The 23,893-nt window shown below is 64.9% G+C and carries 18 protein-coding genes; 15 read left to right on the top strand and 3 right to left on the bottom strand.

Annotated features, from left to right (window positions below; all coding sequences use genetic code 11):
- The first annotated feature begins 45 nt into the window (after nucleotides 1-45).
- From KF785_14445 to KF785_14380, 14 genes are all read left to right on the top strand, one after another.
- A complete protein-coding gene (locus KF785_14445) occupies nucleotides 46-2,376 on the top strand; it encodes a carbohydrate binding family 9 domain-containing protein (GenBank protein MBX3147961.1) in 2,331 nt (776 codons plus the stop codon).
- Between the two features lie 94 nt (nucleotides 2,377-2,470).
- Complete coding sequence (locus KF785_14440) at nucleotides 2,471-3,559, top strand: hypothetical protein (GenBank protein ID MBX3147960.1); 1,089 nt, start codon at nucleotides 2,471-2,473, stop codon at nucleotides 3,557-3,559.
- Between the two features lie 220 nt (nucleotides 3,560-3,779).
- On the top strand, nucleotides 3,780-4,790 hold the full coding sequence (locus KF785_14435) for an extracellular solute-binding protein (GenBank protein ID MBX3147959.1): 1,011 nt from the start codon (nucleotides 3,780-3,782) through the stop codon (nucleotides 4,788-4,790).
- Nucleotides 4,791-4,803: 13 nt separating this feature from the next.
- On the top strand, nucleotides 4,804-6,435 hold the full coding sequence (locus KF785_14430) for an iron ABC transporter permease (GenBank protein ID MBX3147958.1): 1,632 nt from the start codon (nucleotides 4,804-4,806) through the stop codon (nucleotides 6,433-6,435).
- Nucleotides 6,436-6,437: 2 nt separating this feature from the next.
- Entirely contained in the window at nucleotides 6,438-7,472 is a 1,035-nt protein-coding gene (locus KF785_14425) for an ABC transporter ATP-binding protein (GenBank protein ID MBX3147957.1), read from the top strand.
- A 159-nt stretch (nucleotides 7,473-7,631) separates the two neighbouring features.
- Nucleotides 7,632-8,240 carry a sigma-70 family RNA polymerase sigma factor gene (locus KF785_14420; GenBank protein ID MBX3147956.1) on the top strand — a complete coding sequence of 203 codons (609 nt, stop codon included), beginning with the start codon at nucleotides 7,632-7,634 and terminating at the stop codon, nucleotides 8,238-8,240.
- A 101-nt stretch (nucleotides 8,241-8,341) separates the two neighbouring features.
- Nucleotides 8,342-9,304 carry a FecR domain-containing protein gene (locus KF785_14415; GenBank protein ID MBX3147955.1) on the top strand — a complete coding sequence of 321 codons (963 nt, stop codon included), beginning with the start codon at nucleotides 8,342-8,344 and terminating at the stop codon, nucleotides 9,302-9,304.
- 48 nt (nucleotides 9,305-9,352) lie between these two features.
- Nucleotides 9,353-12,781 carry a SusC/RagA family TonB-linked outer membrane protein gene (locus KF785_14410; protein ID MBX3147954.1) on the top strand — a complete coding sequence of 1,143 codons (3,429 nt, stop codon included), beginning with the start codon at nucleotides 9,353-9,355 and terminating at the stop codon, nucleotides 12,779-12,781.
- 38 nt (nucleotides 12,782-12,819) lie between these two features.
- Nucleotides 12,820-14,139 (top strand): RagB/SusD family nutrient uptake outer membrane protein, encoded by a 1,320-nt coding sequence (locus KF785_14405; protein ID MBX3147953.1) that lies wholly within the window; start codon nucleotides 12,820-12,822, stop codon nucleotides 14,137-14,139.
- A 33-nt stretch (nucleotides 14,140-14,172) separates the two neighbouring features.
- The gene (locus KF785_14400) at nucleotides 14,173-15,375 is read left to right on the top strand and encodes a beta-lactamase family protein (protein ID MBX3147952.1); all 1,203 of its coding nucleotides are present in this window, start codon (nucleotides 14,173-14,175) and stop codon (nucleotides 15,373-15,375) included.
- Nucleotides 15,372-16,943 carry a D-aminoacylase gene (locus KF785_14395; protein ID MBX3147951.1) on the top strand — a complete coding sequence of 524 codons (1,572 nt, stop codon included), beginning with the start codon at nucleotides 15,372-15,374 and terminating at the stop codon, nucleotides 16,941-16,943. Before KF785_14400 ends, KF785_14395 begins: the two co-directional genes overlap by 4 nt.
- 148 nt (nucleotides 16,944-17,091) lie before the next feature.
- Nucleotides 17,092-18,354: a dipeptidase gene (locus KF785_14390; GenBank protein ID MBX3147950.1), complete on the top strand. Its 1,263-nt coding sequence runs from the start codon at nucleotides 17,092-17,094 to the stop codon at nucleotides 18,352-18,354.
- Nucleotides 18,354-18,578, top strand: coding sequence for a hypothetical protein (locus KF785_14385; GenBank protein ID MBX3147949.1), 225 nt, complete (start codon nucleotides 18,354-18,356; stop codon nucleotides 18,576-18,578). Before KF785_14390 ends, KF785_14385 begins: the two co-directional genes overlap by 1 nt.
- A gap of 117 nt (nucleotides 18,579-18,695) precedes the next feature.
- Nucleotides 18,696-19,598 (top strand): NAD(P)/FAD-dependent oxidoreductase, encoded by a 903-nt coding sequence (locus KF785_14380; protein ID MBX3147948.1) that lies wholly within the window; start codon nucleotides 18,696-18,698, stop codon nucleotides 19,596-19,598.
- Here the strand turns inward: KF785_14380 and KF785_14375 are convergent, their stop codons facing one another.
- Together KF785_14375 and KF785_14370 are read right to left on the bottom strand one after the other, a co-directional pair.
- A complete protein-coding gene (locus KF785_14375; protein MBX3147947.1) occupies nucleotides 19,599-19,976 on the bottom strand; it encodes a transcriptional repressor in 378 nt (125 codons plus the stop codon).
- A 70-nt stretch (nucleotides 19,977-20,046) separates the two neighbouring features.
- Entirely contained in the window at nucleotides 20,047-20,454 is a 408-nt protein-coding gene (locus KF785_14370) for a transcriptional repressor (GenBank protein MBX3147946.1), read from the bottom strand.
- A 175-nt stretch (nucleotides 20,455-20,629) separates the two neighbouring features.
- On the opposite strand from KF785_14370, the gene KF785_14365 reads away from it, so the two are divergent.
- Nucleotides 20,630-23,326, top strand: a complete 2,697-nt coding sequence (locus KF785_14365) for a S9 family peptidase (protein ID MBX3147945.1) — start codon at nucleotides 20,630-20,632, stop codon at nucleotides 23,324-23,326.
- A gap of 13 nt (nucleotides 23,327-23,339) precedes the next feature.
- Here the strand turns inward: KF785_14365 and KF785_14360 are convergent.
- Nucleotides 23,340-23,893: hypothetical protein (locus KF785_14360; protein MBX3147944.1), on the bottom strand; the 554-nt coding region annotated here is incomplete at its 5' end.

Genomic DNA, 23,893 nt, shown 5'->3' with positions numbered 1-23,893 from the left:
CGGGTCGACCTCGACCCTCGACTCTCACCCAATCGTCGGATCGCTATGCTCGCGCTCGTTCTCGCCCTCGCGGGGGCTGTGTCGGATACCCTCACTCCACCGTTTGTTGGCGCCTCCGGTCAGGTACGGTTCGCTCCACCCCGCATCGAGGCCGAGATCGAGGTTGACGGCGTGCTGGCCGAGCCGGTCTGGCAGCGAGCGGCCCGGCTGACAGGGTTCTCCCAGTATGCGCCCGCGGATCGCCGGCCGGCCGAGCAGGAAACCGAGATCCTGGTCTGGTACTCGCCGACCGCGCTGCACTTCGGGGTGCGAGCCAAGGCCACTCCGGGCACCGTCCGCGCGACCCTGGCGAATCGCGACCGACTCGGCGAAGAAGACCGGATCGAGTTCTACCTGGGTACCTACAACGATGGTCACCAAGCGCTCGTCTTTGCGGTCAATCCGCTCGGTGTTCAGCAGGACGGCGCCATGGCTGAGCAAGGGCGACAGAACGCCGGCGGGCGCGAAGGCACCGATCTGAGTCCGGACTACGTCTACAGCTCGCAAGGGCGGCTGACACCGGAAGGGTTCGAGATCGAAATCCGGATCCCTTTCAAAACGCTGCGGTATCAATCAAGCGATCCCCAGGACTGGGGCCTCCACATCATTCGGCGCGTCCAAGCCACGGGACACGAGTACTCCTGGGTCCCGGCCATCCGGGCCGCCCCATCGTTTCTGGGGCAATCCGGCACACTCCAAGGCCTGACCGGCCTCCGTCGCGGCCTCGTGATGGACCTCAACCCTGTGATAACAGCGCGCGCGACCGGAGCACCCGACCCGGCAAGCCCAGGCAGCTGGCGCTACGATGACGCCGCCGAGTTCGGCGCCAATGTGCGGTGGGGCATCACGCCAAACCTGACGCTCAACGGCACCTACAACCCGGATTTTTCCCAGGTCGAGGCGGATGCGAGTCAGATCATTACCGATCCGCGTCGGGCGCTCTTCTTCGCGGAAAAGCGGCCGTTCTTCCTCGAGGGGATCGAGCAGTTCTCGACACCGAATCAGCTGATCTACTCCCGCCAGATCGTCGCTCCCGTGGCCGCGACGAAGTTGACGGGCAAGGTCGCCGGCACCACGGTAGCCACCATGCTGGCGCTCGACGGGCGAGAGCTCTCGCGCACCCGGGAGGACAACCCGTTCTTCGCGATTGCCCGGATGCAGCGCGATCTGGGCGGCGGCTCCCGGCTCGGCCTGGTGTATACGGGGCGATTCGAACCCGGCAACAGCAGCCAGCTGGCCGGCATCGACACCCGGGTCGTGCTTCCCGGTCAGCTGGCGGTGTCCGCCCAATTGGTGGGCAGTGTAACATCTCGCCTGGGCCAGACGGTCACTGCGCCGCTCTGGGAAATCGACGTCCGCCGCGCGGGACGGAATTTCGGATTCGACGCCACCTTCGAGGGCATCAGCGACCAGTTCGTCGCTGCCGCCGGCTTCATCAGCCAACCCGATGCGGTCAGCCTGGGTGTTCGACCGTCGTATACCGTCTACGGCAAGCCTGGCGCATTCATCGGGCGCGCCACCGGAGCCATCCGGCTCCAAGGCCGCTGGATCTATGATGATTTCGTGTCGGGCCGTGGCCTGCTCGACCGACAGCTCTTCCTGACCGGTAACCTCGCGTTTCGCGGCGGCTGGACGCTCGACGTCTTCAACTGGCTGGAGGGCTTCGGCTACGACCACCGCATTTACCGCGATTACGCGGTGGAACGTCAACTCGGTGGTGGCGTCGTCGACACGATCGCACCGTACCCCGGCGGGGGCACGATCACCAACTACGGTAGCAACGCGACATTGGTGACCCCATGGGTGGGGCCGTTTCAGGGCAGCCTGGGCGGCTACTATGGCAACGACGTCAACTATGACGAGTGGTCGCCGGCCAAGATCTTCTTTGTCAACTCGACCGTTCAATTTCGACCCACCAGCCAGCTCCGCATCTACGGCACCTACATTCTGTCGGACTACCAGCGCCGAACCGATGGCAGCACGGTATCGGTCACTCACATTCCCCGCTTGCGGCTCGAGTACCAGATCAACCGGGCACTCTTTCTCCGCGTCGTCGGCGAGTACCAGGCGTCCCGACGAGATGCGCTGCGCGACGACGGGCGGACCGACGATCCGATTCTGATCCGGAACGCGGCTGGGGTCTACCAACGAGCTGCCCGGCGCGAGTCGAATGGCATGCGGGCCGATTTCCTCTTTTCCCTGCAGCCGACTCCAGGCACCGTGTTCTTTGCCGGCTACGGCGGCAGCTACCGGGACACCGGTCGCTTCAAGCTGGCAGATCTTCAGCGAACCGGTGACGGCTTCTTCGTCAAAGGCAGCTACCTCTTCCGGATGTAACCTCACGGACCAGCCCGCTTTGCCGGTCCGCTCGGCCGGCAAAGCAACGCTTTCGGGTCAAGGCGCGTCTAGTACAGACCGTCACCCAAATACCATGCAGAGACTCGCCGCGCTGCTCCTCCTGACCCTGAGCCTGGCCTCAGGCTCCGCCACGGCCCAAACCGGACTCGACACCTCATCGCTGGAGCGATTCTGGCAGGTGTACGAGATGCTGCAGACTGACCGCGAACCGTCTGACCGCACCTGGGATTCGCTGTGGGCTACCCCAGGCTACGCGCTGCTCGAGACCCGCGAGCGGCGCCGCGCCGCGCTGACCCGGGCAATGCGCCTGGCGTTCCGGCCCTCACTCAGCGCGGAAAAAGTGGCCGCGCTCCGTGAAAACAACTGGCTCGCGCGGGCGGTCGCCCACATGAGCCGAATCCCCGAGCACCGGGATACCCTGTCACGCTTCGTGGCGAGCCTGGACCGCCGCGCGATGGACCGGGGAGCAGCCCTGGCGCAACGGTATCTGCCGCCAGAAACCGTCAGCCGCGCACCGATTCCGAACATGTCATTGGTGTACTTTCTCGACGCGCGAGGCTATCAGGAGCGTCTATTGATCGACCCGCTCTACTTCCTCGAGCTTCCCAATCCCATCGAGGTCATGGCGCACGAGTTCCATCACTACTATCGCAGCACCCTCCCGCTGCTGCACCGCAGCTATGGCAGCGACCTCCTCGCCTGGGTCCTCTCGACTGTGGAATCCGAGGGGATTCCCGGTCTCCTCGACAAAGCCGAGGTTCCAACACTGTCCTCCGAGGCGATCCGCGGTCGATACAGGGATCCGGCGCAACAGAAGTACTACCTCGACTACCGGGTCGAGTACAACGAGCGCAGCAACCACAGGCTGCGCCAGGCCGAACGGGTTCTGGAGGTCATTGCCGCGCACCCGGACTCGGCAACCACGCTCGGGCCATGGCTTCATCGCGAGCTTCCGGACAACGGTCGGATCCTCGGCGCCTTCATGGCGGCCGCAATCGAACGCCAGCTCGGTCGCGATGCCCTCAATCGCACTGTGGGCGATCCAGCCGCGTTCTGGCGACTCTACGGCGAGGCCGCCTCACGCGACCCGACGCTGCCTCGCGGCCTGTCGCCCCGTGCGCTGGGTACGCTAACGGTTCTGGACTCGACCTATCGCCGCTGACCAGGCGACCGCGATACGGTACCGAGGCCGACCCGACGCCGGGCCCGTCTGGCCGTCCTGGCTCGACCTGACGCGGTCCAAAAGGGGAGACAGCTTGACGGGATAGTCGTCCTAAGCGACAATGATGCGCGGGAGCGATAAGAGATGAGTCTCATTCTCAAGGAACTAGCGAGATTCAGTCAGACTTCTCGCGGCTCTCGCCAACAGTCCAGGAGTTCCCGTGTCCTTTGTCCAGTTTCGTCTCGCCGCCCTGTCGCTGCTTGCCCTCGCCGTCCCCGGCCATGAGGCCCTCGCGCAGGACAAGGTCGTGCACGTCTATTCGTCCCGCTCGCACTATGGCTCGGAGCCGGTCTTCGCGGAGTTTACCAAGCGAACCGGAATTCGGGTCGAGTTTTTCTCGGGTAACAACAATGAGGTGTTCGAGCGGCTGCGCGCCGAGGGGCCCCGTACCAAGGCTGACCTGCTGATCTCGGTTGACGCCGGCAACCTCTGGAATGCCGCCCGCGCCGGATTGCTGGCTCCGATTCAGTCGCCGACCCTGGCAGCCAACGTGCCCGCGCACCTGCGCGATCCGGAGAACCGTTGGTTCGGCATAGCCGTCCGGGCCCGCACGATCATGTACAGCACCGAGCGCGTCAAGCCGGCGGAGCTGTCGACCTACGCGGCGTTAGGCGACCCCAAGTGGAAGGGGCGGCTCGGCCTCCGTAGCTCGAACAACATCTACAATCAGTCACTCCTGGCCTCCTGGATCAAACGCCACGGCGAGGCCAAGGTCGAAGGCATCGTCAAAGGCTGGATTGCCAATCAGCCGGTCATCTTCGACAGCGACAGCAAGCTGCTCGAGGCGATTGCCGCGGGTCAGATCGATGTCGGCATTACCAACAGCTACTATCTGGCCCGTCTCATCAATCAGAAACCGGGCTTTCCGGTGGCGCCCTTCTGGGCCGACCAGTCGGGGGCCGGTGTCCATGTCAACATTTCAGGCGCCGGCGTCACGGCCCATGCCAAGAACCGAGATCACGCGCTGGCGCTGCTCGAGTTCCTGACCTCGCCTGAAGCGCAACGGATCATCGGAGACGGCAACTTCGAGTATCCCGTCAATCCCGCCGTCACGCCCCACCCGCTGCTCGCGACGTTCGGAACGTTCAAAGCCGACGACATCGGTACCGCCGCGGCAGGAGAGCATCAGGCCGCCGCGGTACGCCTCGCGGACCGGGTGGGATATCGCTAGCTCCGAAGCAACCGTGACCCGGGGGCCGAGCGGTCGGCGGGGCTGGGTCTTTGCCGCCTCCACGCTTGCCGTCGTGGTGGCCGCTCCGATCGTGGCCGTCGGGGCCAACTTGCTCGAGCCGCGCTGGGACATCTGGGCGCACCTCACCAGCACAGTGCTGGGCGAGCTTGCGCTCAACACCCTCTGGCTGCTGCTCGGCGTCGGCATCGGCACCGCGATCCTCGGCACCGGCCTGGCTTGGCTGGTCGCGACAACCGAGTTCCCGGGTCGTCGCTTCTTCGATTGGGCGCTGCTCCTGCCGATGGCCATGCCGGCGTATGTGGTCGGATTCGTCGTGGTCGGGCTGCTCGACTATGCGGGGCCGATTCAGACCGGCCTCCGCGAGACCTTCGGTCCTGCCTTTCAGTTGCCGGATCCGCGTTCGTTTCCGATGCTCGTGATCGTGATGTCGCTGGTCCTGTATCCCTATCCGTACTTGCTGGCTCGAACCGCATTTGCGGAGCAAACCGTCGACCACCTCGAAGCGGCTCGCGCCCTCGGAGCGGGCCCCTGGGGCGCCTTCCGCCGGGTTGCGCTGCCGCTCGCCAGACCCGCCATCGTCGCCGGCGTGACTTTGGCCATGCTCGAAGCGCTGGGCGATTTCGGCACGGTTTCGACCTTTGGCTATCGCACCTTTACGACGGCGATCTATCGGGTCTGGTTCGGCATGTTCGATCGGATCGCGGCGGGCCAGCTGGCGGCCATGCTGGTTGTGCTGGCTGCGCTGGTGCTGCTGATCGAGCGACTGGCCCGAGGCCGGGCCCGCTTTGCCCAGACCCACGGGCGGACCATGACGACTCACCTGCGCAGCTTGCGTGGACGGGCCCGCTGGCTCGCCCCGCTGGCGTGCGCCGGCGTGCTGCTAGCCGGCTTCGTCGTTCCGGCCGTGACGCTGATCCGATGGACGTTCGAAGCGCACGCCAGCGATCGGATCGCCGCCAACCTCGGTGGCTTGGCCTGGAACAGCATCTGGCTTGCGACAGTCGCCGCGCTGCTCGTGGTGCTGGCGGCGGTCGTGCTGGTGTACGGCATTCGCCTGTATCCGACCTGGGGCCTCAAGACCGCGGCGCGAATCGCGACCCTGGGCTACGCCGTGCCCGGATCCGTTGCAGCGGTCGGCGTCCTGCTGGTACTTGCTGCGATCGACCAGGCGACGGCGTGGGCGAGTGAGCGGCTGCTGGGACGCACTATCCAACTCTTCCTGGTCGGGTCCTGGATCAGCCTGCTCTTTGCCTACCTGGTTCGCTTCCTGGCCCCAGGGTTTCAGACGGTCGAGGCTGGCGTCGGCCGAATCCGCCTCAGCCTCGACGAAGCGGCCCGCGGCCTTGGACGGTCGCCCAGTGGTGTCTTTTCCGGCATTCACCTGCCCTTGCTGCGGGGCTCACTGCTGACGGCGCTGGTGCTGGTGGGGCTCGATGTCATGAAGGAGATGCCGGCCACGCTCCTGATTCGACCGTTCGGCATGGACACGCTGGCGGTCGAGATCTGGCAGCGCACAACAGAGTCGCTCTGGGTCGAGGCGGCGCCGCCGGCACTCGCCATCGTCCTGGCCGGATTGCTTCCGGTTGCGCTGCTCACCCGCCTTCGACGCCACCCGACGGTCTGACCATGCCACCGTTTCTGTCGATTGCGGGCCTGACCAAGCAGTATCGCGGATCGACGCATCCAGCCGTCAACGACCTGGCCTTTACGCTCGATGAGGGCGAGATCCTGGTCTTGCTGGGCTCGAGCGGCTGCGGCAAGTCGACTACGCTGCGACTGATTGCGGGGTTCGAGCGGCCCGACTCCGGCAAGATTCTGCTGCGCGGTCGCGATCTGGTCGCCGGCCGGGTGCCCCCCGAGCGCCGCGGCATCGGTTTCGTCTTCCAGGATCTGGCGCTGTTCCCTCACCTGACGGTCTCCGCCAACGTCGGGTTCGGCCTGACCGGATCGCAAGCTGCGCACCGAGGGGATCAGGTGCAGTCCCTGCTGCGCCAGTGCGGCGTCGGACGCCTGGGCGACCGCTATCCCCATGAGATCTCGGGCGGCGAACAGCAACGAGTCGCGCTGGCGAGGGCCATTGCCCCCGCCAACGCCCTCATCCTCCTCGATGAACCGCTTTCCAACGTCGACGCCGAGAACCGCAGCGCGCTGCGTCAGGAAATCCGGCGCATCCTGAAGCAGGCCGGACGCACCGCCATTGTCGTGACCCACGATCGCGAGGAGGCATTCGACCTCGCCGATCGCGTTGCGGTCATGAACGAAGGGCGCATCGAGCAGGCCGGCCCGGTCGAGGAGGTCTACCATCGACCGGTCTCGCGAACCGTCGCAACGTTCCTCGGGCCCGCCAGCTTCCTCCGCGGTACCGTGTCGGCCGAGGGTGTCGTCTGTGAGCTGGGGGTACTCTCGGTCGACGGCGGCGGAGAAGTCGGCCGCCCGGTCGAGGTCCTGCTGCGCCCGCAAGCACTGTCGGTAACCCCCGATGCCAACGGCCCTGGTGTCATCCTCGGCCAGACCTTTCGCGGAGCCAGCCGAGTCTACCACGTGCGACTAGAGTCCGGCACGGAACTCCGCTGCGCAGCGAAACCATCCCTTCACCTGGCGGTCGACCAGCGTGTCGCCGTGCAGGCGGATGCCGATCAGGCCGCCATCCTCCCGCTCTGAGGGTCAATCGTCAGCTGCGCACCAGGTCACCGCCCCTCGAGGCGTCGCCCCCCACTCGATCAGCCTTCTCGAGGCACCCGTGTAGCGACACCGCTGATCCCGCAGTACATTCGACTTGCGGCCTTGCCGCCGCCCTCTCTTTCAAGCGCCATACCGACCATGACGGATCCAGCGGCCCTCACTGCCGCCGATCGGCAGCTGATGGCACGCCTCGCAACGGGCGACGAAGTGGCGCTCGAGGACATCCTCGAGCGCCACTGGGGCGCGTTGCTCGATTATGCCACCCGGTGGCTCGACACGCCGGATGCGGCGCAAGACCTGGTACAGGAAGCGTTCATCCGCCTCTGGGATCGCCGGGAACGGTGGGACGGGCAGAGTGGAGCGCGCCCGATTCTGTTCAGAATGGTTCGAAACCTGGCCATCGATCACCGACGCCAGACGGCTGCCGTCGAACGCAGCCTCCAATCCCTGCCCCCCGCTCTGCCGGTAGCGCCGAGCGCCGAGACGATCGAAGAAGAGGAGTTGCTCGCAGCGCTGCACCAGGCGCTCGAACGGCTCAACCCTCGCGAACGCGAGATCGTGATCCTGAGCCGGATTCAAGGCCTGACTCGATCAGAAGTGGCGGCGGTAACCGGCCTCGCACCGGGGACGGTATCCAACCTCTTGAGTATCGGCATGACCAGACTGTGGCGCGCTGTCGAGCGGATCATCGGTGACCCTGAAGCACCACCGCTGCGGCCGCCTCGCGGCCATCTCAGAAAGATCTAGCCCAAACACTTCCCGAAGTAAGTTCTCCCCCGCCGTTCGTTGTACCAGCATATCTGACAGTACCTCATCACACACGCGTCATTCGACCATGGGCAGCCTCCTTGGATGACCTGATCCTGCGCGCGCTGCAAGGCGACGTCTCGCACGATGAAGCGATGATCCTCGCTGCCTGGCGTGCCGAGTCGACAACCAACGAGCGGCGGTTTCAGAACCTGGCACGCTTGTCAGGCGTCCTGGAACAGCTCCGCGCCTCGGAATCACCCGACCGGCCCAGCGCGCGAGAGCTGATCGGAATCCACGGGCGACGATTCCCGGCACCCGCGATCCGCAGGGTTCCGGCGTGGGCCACGGCGACCGCCCTGGCTGCCGCCCTGATACTCGCTGTTGGGATCGGTCTGTTCCCGCGAAACCAGACCTCGCTCGAACCGGCACTCCCCGCCGAGATCACGACAGGTGACGGCGAAACCACGACGGCCCGGCTGCCTGACGGCAGCGTGGTCCGGCTCGCCGAGCGGAGTCGCCTGGTGCTGACCGGTGGCGCCGGCAAACGCGAGGTGTGGCTCCAGGGCACCGGGTACTTCGCGATTGCCAAACGGCCGGGAAGCACCTTCACCGTTAACAGTGCGAGCGGCAGCGCGACCGTTCTCGGCACCCGCTTCGAGATGCGCACCACCGACGAGCGCCTCCGGGTAGTCGTCGTCGAGGGCAAGGTTGCAGTCAGCCGGGGCCATAATCGGATCGAGGTGAGCGCCGGCGAAATAACCACCCTGGACAAGGACGCTCCGGCCAGTCTCGTCAAGGTCGATCAGCCGCGGCGGCTGGTCGGATGGATGGGGCGCAGCATGCTCTTCCAGGATTCGCCCTTAGGCAGCGTGATGGGCGAGATCGAGGAGCAGTTCAATGTCCGGGTCGTCCTGACCGACTCGGCCCTGTCGTCGGAACTCGTGAGCGCCTCGTTCACGGATCAGCCGCTCGAACAGATCCTTTCCGTCGTCTGTCAGGTCGTCGATGCGAAGTGTAGCAACAAGAGTGGCGTCATCACCGTCACGCCGAGACAGGAGTAGCAATCGTCAATGGCACGTTTGGTCGTATCACTCGATAGGGGGTCAGGTATGCGTGGGGTACTCGCAGTGACCGTCGCCTTATCCATGGGGATTCTGGATCTGGCGGCACAGTCACCTGTCGTCTTTGCCGGCGGCCTGCATCGGACCAGGGACCTCCTGGCCCGCGATGCGCGGCTGACGGTTGCCGGAACACCGGTGGCCGATGCGCTGATCGAGCTTCAAAAACAGTCCGGCGTTCCCATCGCCTTCAGCCGGAGTCTCCTGCCGCAGCGTCACCTGGTCAACTGTCGCTGTGAAACGGTGACCGTGGGTGATGCGCTGGACTCGCTCCTGCATCGGATCCCCTTCGTACCCTCCGTCCAGGACGAGCAGATCGTGGTCGTTCCGCGGCCGGTCCTTCGTCATTCATATGCGCCCACCAGCGGCCTTTCAAACACGAGCGCGAACGCTCGCCTCCACGCGAGCTTCCTCGAGCGCGTTCAGCAGCGAACCATCGTGGGGACCGTGGTCGACGGACGCTCAGTTCCGATCCGTGGCGCTCGGGTTGCCGTCGTCGGTGGCAGCGCCAGCACGCTGACGGAAGAAGGAGGCCGCTTCCGGCTCGCGGTGGCGGAGGGGGAGGTCACGCTCCGCGCCTCCATGATCGGCTACCGCCCGACCCAGCACGCCATCCGGGCCGGCGACACCGAGATCCGCATCATTCTGACGGAAATGGCCGTCAATCTCGACGAGCTCGTGGTCACGGGCACTCCGCAGCAGCAGGCGATGCGATCGCTCGGAACGGCCGTCGGACGGGTTCGGGTCAGCCAGATCGAAGAGGTCGCCCCGGCGCCCAACATCCAGGACCTGCTCAGCAAGGGCATTCCTGGTGTCCGGGTCATGAGCGCGGGTGGGGACGTCGGATCGGGCGGCAACATTCGGATTCGCGGCGCCGGCAGCCTGACGCTCGCGGCCGACCCGCTCCTGTACATCGACGGCGTCCGCGTCAACAACACCGGCGCCGATGCTGGAGGAATGGGCGGAGCCATCGGAGTCGACTCGCGCTACGCCCCTTCCCGGATCAACGACCTCAACCCCGATGACATCGAAAGCATCGAGGTCGTGAAAGGACCGGCCGCCGCGACATTGTACGGCACGGAGGCCTCGAACGGGGTCATCAACGTCATTACCAAGCGGGGCAAACAGGGCGCGGCGGTCGTCAACGTCACTGCCAAGCAGGGTGCCAACTGGCTCCCCAACCCTGAGATGCTGTTCCCTCCAACCTACTACCGCGCCGCGTCGGGAGAGATTCGTGAGTTCCGCATCCTGCGTAGTGAGCGTGTTACCGGCGAGTACCCAGGTGATACGATCTCGCGTCCGTCGCTCTTTCGGACCGGAATGCAGCACGGGTTCGCCGCCACGGTGAGCGGTGGCACACCTGCGCTCGGGTACTTCTTCTCAGCGGACTGGGATCGGGACGAGGGTGTGGTCAGCTACAACTGGAAGGATCGGCTGAGCAGCCGGGCCAACCTGACGTTCTCACCAAACGACAAGTTCAGTGTCGACTTCGGGATCGGATACCTGCGCAGCACCTACGAGTCACCCGGAGCGATCCAACCCGTCACGGTTCGGATCCTCTGGTCGTGCCCAGCTCCGGGGTGTGAGCCCGGCCGAAACCTGCCCAATGGCATCGATGGGCCGACCCGCGGCTTCCTGACCGGACCACCCGAGACCTTTACGGAAGACATCGAGGGCTTCGAGAACATCGATCGTGGAACCCTGACCGCAACGGCCCGACACCGGCCAACCAGCTGGCTTTCGCACCGGGTCACCATCGGCGGCGACTTCACCGGCCAGCGGCTCTCAGAACTGCTTCGGCGCAGCACTCTGATCGGCGGCGCCTCGGCACAGGGCGTGAAGGCCGTGGTGTACACCCGAACCACCTATGCCAGTGTCGATTACGCAGCGAGCGCCAACTTCACCATCAAGAATGTCTTTGGCACGGAAACGTCTGCCGGACTGCAATACTATCGCAAGCAGCAGGATGCCACCCTGTCGCAAGGCACCAACATGCCTGTCCGGGCACTGGAGACAGTGACCGGCGGGTCGGTCCGTACCGGCTCAGAGAACTTCTTCGAGAACAAGACGTTCGGCGCCTATGTGCAGCAGCAGGTGTCGTGGAAGAATCGGATCTTCCTGACCGGCGCCGTCCGGGGCGACGACAACAGCGCCTTCGGCGAGAACTTCGACTTCGTCGTCTACCCGAAGCTCGCCGCATCGTGGGTGCTCAGCGAAGAGCCCTTCATGCAGGGCCAGCGCCTGATCAACAGCCTCAAGCTTCGCGGCGCATGGGGCAAGGCCGGGAAGCAGCCGGATGTCTTCGCCGCCGTTCGGACCTACGCTCCCGAAACCGGCGACGGCGGCTTGCCGACCCTGACGCCGCAGAACGTCGGCAACCCGAACCTCAAGCCGGAAGTCGGCCAGGAGATCGAGGCCGGTCTCGATCTGAGTATCCTCGACGATCGAGTCAGCTTCGAGTTCACCTACTACACCAAGAAGACCACCAACGCGATTGCTGCGGTCCCGGCCCCCCCTTCGGCCGGCTTCCCCGGCTCGCAGTTCCTCAATATCGGTGAGATACAGAACCGCGGATTCGAGATCGGCTTCGATGCCACGGCGTATCAGAGCCGTGACCTTGGCGTCGACTTCAACCTCAAGTTCTCGCGCAACAAGAACAAGATCGTCTCGGTCGGCGAGGATCCGTTCCTTACGTACAGCGCCGGCTTCGGACAGTACCACGTGCCGGGGTTCCCCATGGCCGGCATCTTCCATCGACGCGTGCTGTCGGCGGATATCAACAGCAGCGGCAGCCAGCCCGTGGCCACCAACATGATGTGCGAAAGCGGCGCCGTGACTCCCGGCACCGTGACAGCGACGACACCCGGGTTCTCGGCCGGGGGCGGGCCCGCCGTACCGTGTCTCGATGCGCCTGCGGTATACTGGGGCAACGCAATTCCTGTCTGGGAAGGTGCGGCAGCCCTGTCGGTCACGCTCTTCCAGAACCTGATGCTCTTCGGACAGGTCGACTTCGTTGGCGGCCATACCATCCTGAGCGGCGACGTCCGGGCGGCCCACATGTCGTTCCGAAATACGCGCGCCATCATCGAGCGAACCGATCCGATTCTGCTTGCCTACGACATTCTGGACACGCGGCGCCAGCCTGGCATCATGAACGCAGGGTTTGCCAAGCTGCGCGACATCTCCGCGACCTACAACTTCCCGAGACGGATGGCCCAGCGAATCGGAGCCAGTCGGGCATCGTTCACGCTCTCGGCGCGTAACCTCTGGACCATCTGGGTGGCGCAGAAGTCCGATTTCGGACACGATCTGATCGATCCTGAAATCCGAAACAACGATGCGCAGGGACTGACCGCGTACAACCAGGAAGGGTGGCCCCAGAGCCGCCGGCTCCTCGCCACCTTCCGGGTGACCTTCTAATGTCGACTCCATCGTCTTTGCCATCGAGGCCGACTGCCATGACGACCCCACGGACGCCGCGCCGCGCGGCACGCCTGGCCGCCGCAGCGATCCTGCTCGGCAGCCTGACCGTTTCTTCCTGCAGTCTGGATGAGTTACTGAAAGTCGAGTTGCCCGGTCAGGTGCTCGAAGAAGCTCTCAACGACCCGACACTGGCCGAAACGCTGGTTCGCAGCGTCGTGTCGGACTTCGACTGTGCCTGGAACACCTACGTCACCGTTACCGCACTGCTGTCGGACCAGTATATGGAGGCCACTGGCAACCTTGCCCTGCGCAATTTCGGGTCGCGTCGCGTCGAGGCGAACGACGGCAACCTGACCGGAACCTGTCGCTCTGCCCTGGCGGCCTACAGCCCGATGCAGATCGCGCGGTTCCAGGCCGAGGACATCTATAAGCGGGTCGACGCCCTGCCTGATGCCGGCTTCCCCAGCAAGACCCTCTGGAAAGCGACCACGCGCGCCTACGCCGGCTACTCGCTGATCGCGTTGGGAGAGGGCTTCTGCTCGATGGTGGTCGACCGCGGCCCCCTGCTCCAGCCCAATCAGGTTCAGGCACTGGCCGAGGCCCGCTTCAGTGAGGCAATCACCCTCGCAACGACGGCCGGTAACCAGGACATGCTCAATATGGCCAGAGTCGGCCGGGCCAGGGCACGGCTCAACCTGGGGAACTTCTCGGGAGCACGAGCTGACGCCGAACTGGTCACGTCGGGCTATCTCAAAAATGCGACCAGGGACGGAACCGACACCAGGCGATACAACAGCAGCTGTGAAACCATGAACTGCGCGCAGCTGCCACGACGTGATGCGACACTGGCGCCAAGCTATCGGAACGTGACCTGGCAGGGGGTCCGCGATCCGCGGGTCAATGTTACCACCGCGAATCAGGCCGCAAGTGATGGCGTCACGATTCACTACACCCATGACAAAATTACCTCCCGCGCCTCGCCCAACCTGGTGGCGTCGTACAAGGAAGCCCAGCTCATCGTTGCGGAAGCGGCAGCCCGAACCGGCGATCTGGCCACGGCCCGCACCATCATCAACCAACGGCATACGCTGGCGAACATTCCTGGATACGACCCTGGTGGAACGGCAACGCAGGCCGAGGTCATCCGACAGGTCATCGAGGAACGGCGACGCGAGCTACTCGCGGAGGGGGGACATCGTCTCAACGACCATCTGCGGTTCCGGACCACCGAGTTCAAGATTCCGTTCCTCGGTGAGGCCGGATCGGATCACCCCAACGGGTTCAATCACAAAGACGTACCGTATGGGCCGACAACCTGTATTCCGCTCCCGACCATCGAGCGGCCTTCGGCCTAGTCGTCCATGACGTTCTATCTCGCGAGGTTCAGTATGATGCGAAACTCCTTACAGCGGCGGGCCCTGCTCGCCGCGGCACTCCTCGCCCTGGCGGCTCCCGCTGTTGCGCAGGATCGGACCCTGAGCACTGGCAAGCCCGAGGACGTCGGCATGTCACCGGGCGTGCTGGATGGCGCCGTCGCTCTGTATCGTGAGTCGGTTGCCCGTGGCGATCTCGTCGGGGCCGTCATCCTGATTGCGCGCCAGGGCAAGGTCGTGATTCATGAGGCCATCGGCTCCCGGAACAAGGAAGCCAATCTGCCGATGGAGAAGAGTACGCTCTTCAAGATGGCCTCGAACACCAAACCAGTCATTGCCACCGGCATCGGGATTCTGGTCGACAGAAACCAGATCCGCTACACCGACCTGGCCCGGCAATACATTCCCTCGTTCGACAACTACCGCAGTGGTTTCATTCAGGTGCGGCACCTCTTGACGCACACGAGCGGATTCCGGATCCCGACGCTGTTCCTGGCGCCGCCGGCCGGTGGCAAGGTCGGTAACCTGCAGACTGAGGTTGCCCGCTTTGGCGAGGTCGGAGCGGTCGTGGCGCCGGGCACCTCGTACGCGTACAACAATCCCGGGTACAACACGCTTGGTTCGCTGATTGAGCTCCGCTCGGGTAAGCCGCTCGAAGTCTTCCTTCGTGATGAGATCTACACTCCACTCGGCATGGTCGACAGTTACCATATGGAAACCGCCGACAAGCTCGACGGCAAGCTGTCCCGCATGGGCGCCGTCTACTACCAGCGCAAGGACGGACAGTGGGTGCCCGGCTGGAAGCCCGGCGACCCGCCGACCGTGCCGTTCGTCCGGGCATCGGGCGGCATGATCTCGACCGCGTGGGACTACGCCATCTTTCTCCAGATGTATCTGAACGGCGGCGTCTACAACGGCAAGCGGATCCTCAAAGAAGAGACCGTCAAGGCTGGGATCCGACGGCAGACGCTCGATATGGGCGTCTCGATGGCCGGTGGCGCCGGAAGCGACGGCGACGAGTCGGGCTACGGCTACGGTTGGACCGTGACCCCCGAAGGCCAGTACTCACATGGCGGCTCCGATGGTACCTTTGCCTGGGTCGATCCTTCCCGAGAGCTCTTCGCCATGGTTTTCACGCAAACGCCCGCCGGCCCGAATCCGATCGGACGGTTCCGTCAGCTCGTCAACCTGTCCATCGAGACCGGATCCCGCCGATGATCCGGCTCACCATCGCGCTCCTGCTGTCAGTCCTGCTGGTCCGGCCCGCGCCGGCCCAGCAAGCGACCTTCGACCTGATCATCCGGAACGGGCGGGTGCTCGACGGCACCGGCAATCCGTGGATCCGGGGCGACATCGGAATTCGCGGCGACGCGATTGCCGCGATCGGTGACCTCTCGAAGGCGACCGCACGTCGGACCATCGATGCGCAGGATCGCTACGTGACGCCTGGTTTCATCGACGTCCACTCCCACGCCGGGCCGGGACTCGAAGATCGCGAGCTCGGCGCGGGGTTGCCGCTGCTTGCGCAGGGCATCACCACTGTTGTCGTCAATCCGGACGGAGGCGGGCCGACCGACCTGGCAGCGCAGCGGCGCCGGCTTGGCACGCATGGCATCGGGGTCAATGTCGCCCTGATGGTACCGCACGGATCGGTTCGGCGTGAAGTGCTCGGCATGTCCGATCGGGCCCCGTCGGCCGCCGAGCTCGAGCGGATGCGCAGTATCGTCCGCGCGGGGATGGATGCGGGTGCGTTCGGGTTGTCGTCCGGACCGTACTATGCACCCGGCAGCTATGCCAAGACAGACGAACTGATCACCCTGGCCCAGATTGCCGCGCAGCACCGCGGGGTCTACGCCAGCCATATCCGCGACGAGAGCGACTACTCGATCGGGCTGCTTGGCGCGATCGAGGAAGTGATTCAGATCGCCGAGAGCGCCAAGCTCCCTGGCGTGGTAACCCATATCAAGGCTCTCGGACCGAACGTCTGGGGCTTCTCCATGGCGGCGATTGATCGGATCGAGCGGGCCCGCGCGCGCGGGGTCGAGATCTTTGCCGATCAGTATCCGTGGGACGCATCGAGCACCGGTTTGTCTGCTGCGCTGGTGCCGCGCTGGGCTCAGGTCGGCGGTGACAGCGCCATGATTCGCCGCTTCGACGACCCCAAGGAGCGCGACCGGCTTCGGGCCGAGATGCGAGTCAATCTCGCGCGGCGCGGTGGCGCGGATCGGTTGATGATCAGCCGGCACCCGGCCGAGGCCTCGCTGGAAGGGAGAACACTGGCGGGGATTGCCGCGTCGCGAAACGCCGACCAGGTCGAGACCGCCATCGCAATTCTCAGAGCGGGCGGCGCCGGGGTCGTGTCCTTCAACATGATCGAAGACGATATTGCTGCATTCATGCGGCGGCCGTGGACCATTACGTCCTCTGATGGCGGGCTGGTGCCGATGGGTGAAGGCGTGCCCCACCCCCGTGCTTACGGCACATTTCCGCGCAAGCTGCGGTTGTATGTCAAGGAGCGTGGTGTGGTCGGGCTGGAAGATGCAATCCGCAGCATGACTGCCCTGCCCGCCTCGGTGTTCCGGATGCCCGACCGCGGCCAGATCCGCGTCGGCGCCAAGGCCGACCTCGCTGTTTTCGACCTCGATGCCGTTCGCGAGCTCGCGACGTACCAGAACCCACACCAGATCTCCGAGGGGATGAGCTACGTCGTGGTCAACGGGGCCGTCGCCTTCGAGAACGGACGCACGACGTCATCCCGGCACGGCACGGTGCTTTCCCGCCCCTGATCCCCGCCTTCGTTCCGGCCGCGGGCGCCCCGCGGCCGGAATGCGGGCATACCCGCCCCTCCGGTTTCGATAGCCCCAGCGCCGGGCTAGATTTCGCGAGCGAATTCCCAGGCCCAAATTGCCTATTCTGTTCTTTCCGAGGTTCCTGATGCGTGTTCTTCTCTCGCTCCTCACCATCGGCGTCGCCGTTCCCGGCTCCATCGCCTCGGCGCAGGTCACCGAAGCGCACCGCGAGCTCGCTCGCCGGGTCTTGAGCACGACCCCGCTGATCGACGGTCATAACGACCTGCCCTGGGCGATCCGGCAGGATCCGAACATGACGAGGGACGTCGAAGCCTACGATCTTCGCAAGAAGACCCCCGGACATACCGACATCGAGCGACTCCGCAAGGGCATGCTCGGCGGGCAGTTCTGGTCAGTCTACATCCCCGGCGAGATTCGCGATTCGGGCTATGCGCGGGTCCAGCTCGAGCAGATCGATATCGCCCGCCGGATCATCGAGAAGTATCCTGACGTGCTCCAGTACTGCGAGACCGCGCTGTGCATGCGCCAGGCGTTTGCCGCCGGCCGGATCGGCTCGCTCCTGGGCATGGAGGGCGGACATGCGATCGAGAACTCTCTGGGCGCCCTCCGCGCATTCTATACTCTGGGCTCGCGTTACATGACGCTGACCCACAACGTGACCCTCGATTGGGCCGACGCCGCGTCCGGGCCGGCCCGGCATAACGGCCTGAGCCGGTTCGGCGAGGAGGTTGTCCGCGAGATGAACCGACTCGGCATGCTGGTCGACCTGTCGCACGTTTCCCCTGCAGTCATGAGCGATGCGATTCGCGTCTCTGAGGCGCCGGTGATGTTCTCGCACTCCAATGCACGCCAGCTGGCCAATGTTCCGCGCAACGTGCCCGACTCGATTCTGCAGAAACTTCCTGCCAACGGCGGCGTGATCATGGTGACGTTCGTCGACATGTTCACCTCGCAGGAGTACGCCGATTGGAACAGCCAGCAATCGGCCGCTGTGGCCGATGCTCGCCGCCGCAACCCGAACAACGCCGCCGCGCAAGAACGCGCGGTCGCGGAGTGGCGTAGCAAGAACCCGCGGCCCAGGGTCACGCTGTCGCACCTCGCAGATCACATCGACCACATCCGTAAGGTCGCGAGCGTCGACAACATTGGCATCGGCGGCGACTTCGACGGCATCTCGACCGTGATCGAGGGCCTGGAAGATGTCTCGACCTATCCGGCCCTCTTCGCAGAACTGGCCCGCCGTGGCTGGACCGAAACCGACCTGCGGAAGCTCGCCGGCGAGAACATTCTGCGCGCCTTCGAGCAGGCGGAACGGGTCGCGGCTCGCTTGCAGCTCGAACGCCCGGCGTCGACCAAGACGATTCAGCAACTCGACGGCAAGGCCTGATGCCGACCTATCTCTACGCCCCCGCCGACGGCACTACCGACGAGGTGTTCGAGTTGCGCCAGGCAATCAGCGATCCGCCCTATGCTTCGCATCCGGAAACCGGCCAGCCCATCCGGCGCGTCATCACGGGGGGCCTGGGGCCGCTCGTCGGGAAACGGGCAGCCGTACCGCCCCCGGATACCGATCCAGGAGGGTGCAACGGTCCCACGTGCGCCTGCCGCTGAGCCCACCATCAATTACCAGAGCGCCCGCCCCCTGGCGGGCGCTTTCGCATCCCACCGACCCCTGGTCAATTTGTCGATAATTAGTTATCATTTACGAAACGGAGGCCGGGAGCCGCTATGACCCTCGCAGCGGGAGTCGATGCTATCGTGATCGGTGGCAGCTACGCAGGTATCGCCGCATCGCTTCAACTGGCACGTGCGCGACGACGCGTCCTCGTGGTCGATGCCGGGATCCGCAGAAACCGGTTCGCCGCTGCGTCGCACGGCGTCCTGGGACAGGATGGTCGGCCTCCGGCCGCGATCGTCGCGGATGCCCGGGCCCAGTTGCTTGCCTATCCGACGGTGGCCTGGATCGATGGCATGGCTAGCGAGGCACGACAGGCTGCCGACGGGTTTGCTGTCACGGTGGACGGGGCAGCCTACCACGGTAGGCGGATCGTGCTCGCACTGGGCGTCAGCGACGAACTGCCGGCCATTCCTGGCCTTCAGGAACGGTGGGGAGTCAGCGTCTTTCACTGCCCCTACTGCCACGGATACGAACTGAATCAGGGGCCGATCGGCGTGCTGGCCACCGGACCGATGTCGATCCATCAGGCACTGCTGGTTGCCGACTGGGGACCAACGACGCTGTTGACCAATGGAGCGTTCGAGCCGGACGAAGCGCAGGTTTCGCAGCTGGCGTCCCGAGGCGTTGCCATCGAGCGCGGGCGGGTGCTCCGCGTTGCCGGTCAGACAGCTGACATCGAGCTAGGAGACGGAAGCATCCTGGCGTTTGCGGGCCTCTTTACTATGCCGACCACCCGGGTCTCCAGCCCGATTGCCGCTCAGCTCGGCTGCGCGTTCGAGGAGGGACCGTCCGGCTCGTTCATCGGAACCGACCCGGTCAAGGCCACTAGCGTTGCCGGCGTCTTTGCCTGTGGCGACGCGGCGCGGGCGGCTGGATCGGTGTCACTGGCTATCGGAGATGGCGCAATGGCTGGTGCAGCGACTCACAGGTCGCTGTTCATGCCCCCGGTCTGACTATGCGGCGCGAGCGCAGGTGTCGCACTGACCCAGCAGTACGAGATCGTGCCCCTCGAGGCGGAACTTGCGCGGCACGAGGTCCCGAAGGCCTTTGACGCATCCTTCGAGGTCGAAGACCCGACGGCAGGACCGACAGCGAAAATGGTGGTGATGGCCGAGTCCGGACGGCTCGTATCGGTCAGGTTCGCCAGGCAGTTCGACGGGTACGAGCCAGCCTTCATCGACCAGGGCCTTGATGCCCCGGTACACGGTGGCGATACCGAGGCCGGACACTTCGTCACTGGCGGATTCGAGCACCTCTGCCGGGCTCAGCGGTCGGCCGGTCTGTTCAAACGCTGCCCGAATCGCCGCTCGCTGCCTGGTATTCCGTGTCACAACGCCTCATCGGTTCGAGACGCTGAAAGATAGCCCGGTCGATTCGGCTCCGCATCTATTCACCCGCGGGTTAGGCGTCCGCCTCGCAGTCGGCGCAACGCCCATGCAGAATCAGCTCCTGGCGCTCAAGCCGAAACAGCTTGGGCAGCAATTGCTCCACGCCAAGAATCGCGCCGTGAATATCGTAGACGCGATCGCAGCGAGAACACTGGAAGTGATGGTGCCCGGCAAGCCCTGCCAGCTCGTACCGAACCACACCCCCCGGAAGCGAGACAAGGGTCAGCTGGCCCCCGTCGACAAGCTCCCGGAGGTGCCGATACACCGTGGCAATTCCAAGACGTGGAACGACGCGACGGCCGAGCTCGAGGACCTCGCCCACGGCAAGCGGCCGTCCCATTTCTTCGAATGCGGCCAGAACCGCCAGCCGCTGCGGCGTTGGTCGGCGGTCGTCGCACGGGAGAGGGGATGCCGCTATCATGCCCTCCTTCAGATGGTCTGCCGCGAAACCATGATAACGATAGTATATTATCACTAACTATCAGGCCGCGCAATTGTCTCCCTCGGTTCCGAACATGACGCTATCCGCTCGCCTCCTGTGCGTGCCCCTCCTGGTTCTCATGCCAGGGCTTGTCTCCGGTCAAACGAAGCCCACGGTGAAACCGGCCGACTACGGCAAGTTCGAATCGCTCGGTCCTGGGCGTCCGTCGCCAGACGGGCGCTGGTTTGCCTATGTTGTCACCCGGGTCGATGAGCGCAGCGAGCTGCGGATTGCGAACCTGGAGCGCGACTCGACCCGGACCAGCCCCTGGGGCAGCAATCCTCGGTTTGCCGCCTCCAGCCGATGGCTGATCTGGACCGTCGGGATGTCGCCCGACGAACGCGAGAAATTGACTCGGGACAAGAAGCCGATCCGAACCGGGGCCGGCCTGCTGGATCTGCGCACGGGAGTCGAACGCACCTTCACGTCGATCTCCGCCGCGGCCTTCGACGCGTCCGGCCGATATCTCGCGCTCCACGGATATGCACCTGACGAGCCGAAGGGCAGAGGGGCCGATCTGCGCATCCTCGACCTCGCGGCGGGAACCGAAGTCGCGCTTGGCAACGTTGCGGAGTTTGCCTGGAGTGAGGTCGGGTCGTTCGCTGCCGTCGCGATTGCTACGGGTACCGACGCCGGCAACGGTGTGCAGGTCCTGGACGCCGCGACGGGACGGACCATCGGGCTCGATGCGTCAGCCTCAGTCTACCGGCAGCTGGCCTGGCGCAAGAAGGGCCCGGATCTCGCCGTCTATCGATCGAACGGGCCAAGCTCCAAGCCTGGAGTCGGATTCACGCTGCTCGCCTGGCGCGGTATCGATCGATCTGCTCCGGCTCGATTGCAGCTCGACCCCAAAGCGCTTGGTGCGCCAGATTCGATGCAAGTGGTCGAGCACCGGAAGCCGTCTTGGTCTGACGACGGCTCCAGGATTGCCCTTGGGTTCCGCCCGGTGGAACCGGATAGCGCTTCGAACACGCCGGATTCCGCTCGTCGAGAGCCGGCACACAAGCCTGCCGAACTCCCTGGGGTCCAGATCTGGCACACCAACGACGTTCGAATTATTCCGATGCAGCAGGCGCAGCGCCAGGCCACCGCGCGCCGCACGCTGCTGGCCGTCTGGACCCCGGATGCAGCGCGACTGACCTGGGTCGGTGCCGACCTGATGGAGGAGGCCCTCGTCGTCGGGAACACCTGGCGCCATGGCATCGAACGGGCTCGATCGCCCTACCCGTGGGGCACCAAGTTTGGTCGGCCCTATCACGACGTCTGGGCGGTCGATCTGGTCTCGGGTCAGCGCAGCCGTGTGCTGGAAAAAGTCCGTCACGAATGGTTGAGCCCTGACGGACGCTACCTGCTCTGGTTCGACGGCAAGGACTACTGGACTCACAACCTGACCACCGGCGCCCGCCGTAACCTCACGGTCGGCGTCGCTGCTGCCTTTGCGGATACCGCAGACGACACTCCTACCGACCTGCCTCGTCCGCATGGCGTCGGAGGCTGGTCGACCGGCGACGCGGCAGTCTACCTCTATGACGAGTTCGACGTCTGGCGTGCCAGCCCGGATGGTGGCCGGGTCGAGCGACTGACAGAGGGAACCCGGGACAGCGTGATCCATCGCTTGGTGCGAACATCGCCCGACGAGCAGGCGTTCGATCCGACCAAACCGATTTATGTCTCGCTGCGGGGAGAGTGGAGCGAGAAGCGCGGATACGCCGTGCTGACCCGCAACCGGCCCATCGAACGACTGGTCTTCGAGGACCGCTTCCTTGGTGGCCTGACACGGGCTGACAGCGCCGAGCGCTTCTTCTACCGGCGCGAGGCACGCGCCGAATCGCCCAACTATGTCGCCACCGGCCCGTCGCTCTCCCAGGCCAAACCGATCAGCCACACGAACCCGTTTCTCGGTGACTATGCCTGGACCCGAAGCGAACTGATCGGGTTTACCAACGAGACCGGACGGCCCCTGCAAGGCATCCTGCTGTATCCCGCTGGGCATGATCCGTCGAAGCGCTACCCGATGATCGTGTACACCTACGAGATGCTGTCGAACGAACTGCATTTCTTTCAAGCACCAAGCGAGCGAAGCTACTACAACTACACAGCCTGGACCCAGAACGGGTACTTCGTGCTGATGCCCGATATTCACTTTCGTGCTCGGGACCCAGGCGTTGCCGTGCTCGAGACGTTACGGCCAGCGGTCGCGGCGGTCGCCGCCAAAGGCTTGATCGATCCGAAGCGCGTCGGCCTGATCGGCCATTCCTGGGGCGGGTACACTGCGACATACGTACCAACCCGAACCGACCTCTTTGCGGCGTCGGTGGCCGGCGCTCCGCTGACCGACTTCGTGAGCTTCATGGGCCAGATTCATTGGACTCCAGGCCTGGCGGAGGTCGACCACTGGGAGACAGGCCAGGCACGCATGGAGGTACCCTACTGGGAGGACCCCGAAGCACACCATCGCAACTCACCGGTGCACAAGGTCCACGAGATGAAGACGCCGCTCCTGATGGCCCACGGCAACAAGGACGGCGTGGTCGAGTTCTTTCAGGCCACCGAGTTCTACAACTTTGCTCGTCGAGCCGAGCGACAGATGGTTCTGCTCGTCTACGAGGACGAGAGCCACAGTTTTCTCAAGAAGGCGAATGCGATCGACTATCATCGTCGGATTCTGGAATGGTTCGGCCACTACCTGAAGGGTGAGGCGGCCCCCGACTGGATCACGAAAGGTATTTCGCTCGAACGCCTCGACGCCGAGAAGAAGCGCGTGGCCTCTCCGGAAACGGCGGGAATGACGATTCCTCCTGAGAATCCGTAGCCGGGGCCGGAAGTCACCGCAGCTGCCGGACCCAGCGTCCCATGGCCTTGGCAAACTCTCCGGCGCGGTTCGGGCGGCGGCGAAGGTACTCGGCGTAGATCGGAGCGGCTCGGTCGCGGAGCGCAATGTCCTCGGGGCTGTCCGATGCGCCCTTCGGCACTGCGTAGACGAAGGTAGACTGCGTCGGAGGCCCATCACGCTCGGCTGGCCATTTGTGGTACGTCTCGACCCGCCGGAAATCGCGGGGCACGACGGTCCTCAGTGAGTCGCCCTGGATCCCGGCTTCGACGAAGAAATCGACGGCCGGATCGGGATACCCGAACAGGTACCCGTAGCCCCGCCATCGGTCGGCGCGGTCAGCATGCTCAACGACCGCAAGCACTTCATCCGGATCCGCGGAGGGCGTGAGACCCAGTCGGGCAAAGAAATCGGCGTGGGCCTCGATGGTGCGCCGCACACCAGCGCGGTGAAAAAGCACCAGCGATGCAGCAACCCGTCGCTCCGTCGAATCCCGCCCCGAATACACCATCGCGTAACGCTGTACCAGCACCCCCACCTCACCGCACT

Source organism: Gemmatimonadales bacterium (assembly GCA_019637315.1).
In the GTDB taxonomy this organism is placed as follows: domain Bacteria; phylum Gemmatimonadota; class Gemmatimonadetes; order Gemmatimonadales; family GWC2-71-9; genus SHZU01.
The sequence above is the reverse complement of the archived record's forward strand: the minus strand, read 5'-3'. Positions and strand labels throughout refer to the sequence as shown.

Bases quoted from the DNA above. Each gene is read 5' to 3' on its own strand.
- KF785_14445 (MBX3147961.1), top strand. From the start codon at position 46: ATGCTCGCGCTCGTTCTCGCCCTCGCGGGGGCTGTGTCGGATACCCTC.
- KF785_14440 (MBX3147960.1), top strand. From the start codon at position 2,471: ATGCAGAGACTCGCCGCGCTGCTCCTCCTGACCCTGAGCCTGGCCTCA.
- KF785_14425 (MBX3147957.1), top strand. From the start codon at position 6,438: ATGCCACCGTTTCTGTCGATTGCGGGCCTGACCAAGCAGTATCGCGGA.
- KF785_14420 (MBX3147956.1), top strand. From the start codon at position 7,632: ATGACGGATCCAGCGGCCCTCACTGCCGCCGATCGGCAGCTGATGGCA.
- KF785_14410 (MBX3147954.1), top strand. From the start codon at position 9,353: ATGCGTGGGGTACTCGCAGTGACCGTCGCCTTATCCATGGGGATTCTG.
- KF785_14405 (MBX3147953.1), top strand. From the start codon at position 12,820: ATGACGACCCCACGGACGCCGCGCCGCGCGGCACGCCTGGCCGCCGCA.
- KF785_14400 (MBX3147952.1), top strand. From the start codon at position 14,173: ATGATGCGAAACTCCTTACAGCGGCGGGCCCTGCTCGCCGCGGCACTC.
- KF785_14395 (MBX3147951.1), top strand. From the start codon at position 15,372: ATGATCCGGCTCACCATCGCGCTCCTGCTGTCAGTCCTGCTGGTCCGG.
- KF785_14390 (MBX3147950.1), top strand. From the start codon at position 17,092: ATGCGTGTTCTTCTCTCGCTCCTCACCATCGGCGTCGCCGTTCCCGGC.
- KF785_14385 (MBX3147949.1), top strand. From the start codon at position 18,354: ATGCCGACCTATCTCTACGCCCCCGCCGACGGCACTACCGACGAGGTG.
- KF785_14380 (MBX3147948.1), top strand. From the start codon at position 18,696: ATGACCCTCGCAGCGGGAGTCGATGCTATCGTGATCGGTGGCAGCTAC.
- KF785_14370 (MBX3147946.1), bottom strand. From the start codon at position 20,454: ATGATAGCGGCATCCCCTCTCCCGTGCGACGACCGCCGACCAACGCCG.